A 313-nucleotide genomic window follows, 5' to 3' on the forward strand; every position below is an offset into this window, starting at 1 on the left:
AGGCGCTGCTGTCGATGTTCCCGATCAAAAGGCTGGCCATATTCATCTCCTTGGAGCCTTGGAAAACCGTAGCGAGCGGCGGCAGTTCCGTCCGAGAAGCGCAGCTGTACGAGATGTACAGCGAGCATCGCAGGACGGAAATGTGCCCGCGCAGTAGGTTTATGAAGCTTACTTCTCGAGGCCGGCAGGCGGCCAGTTCTCGAGTTTCATACCCAGGGTCAGGCCGCGCGAAGCCAAGACTTCCTTGATTTCGTTGAGCGACTTGCGGCCCAGGTTCGGGGTCTTGAGCAGCTCGTTTTCCGATCGCTGGATC

The 313-nt window shown here is 58.1% G+C and carries 1 protein-coding gene; it reads right to left on the reverse strand.

All coding sequences use genetic code 11. The features are described from left to right. Positions 1-168 precede the first annotated feature (168 nt). Positions 169-313, reverse strand: a 145-nt coding sequence (locus KVT32_RS29485) for a DNA-directed RNA polymerase subunit alpha C-terminal domain-containing protein (RefSeq protein ID WP_305864268.1), incomplete at its 5' end; no start/stop codon positions are given.

Origin of the sequence: Achromobacter sp. GbtcB20 (assembly GCF_019091095.1) — a bacterium.
Taxonomy (GTDB): domain Bacteria; phylum Pseudomonadota; class Gammaproteobacteria; order Burkholderiales; family Burkholderiaceae_B; genus Achromobacter; species Achromobacter mucicolens.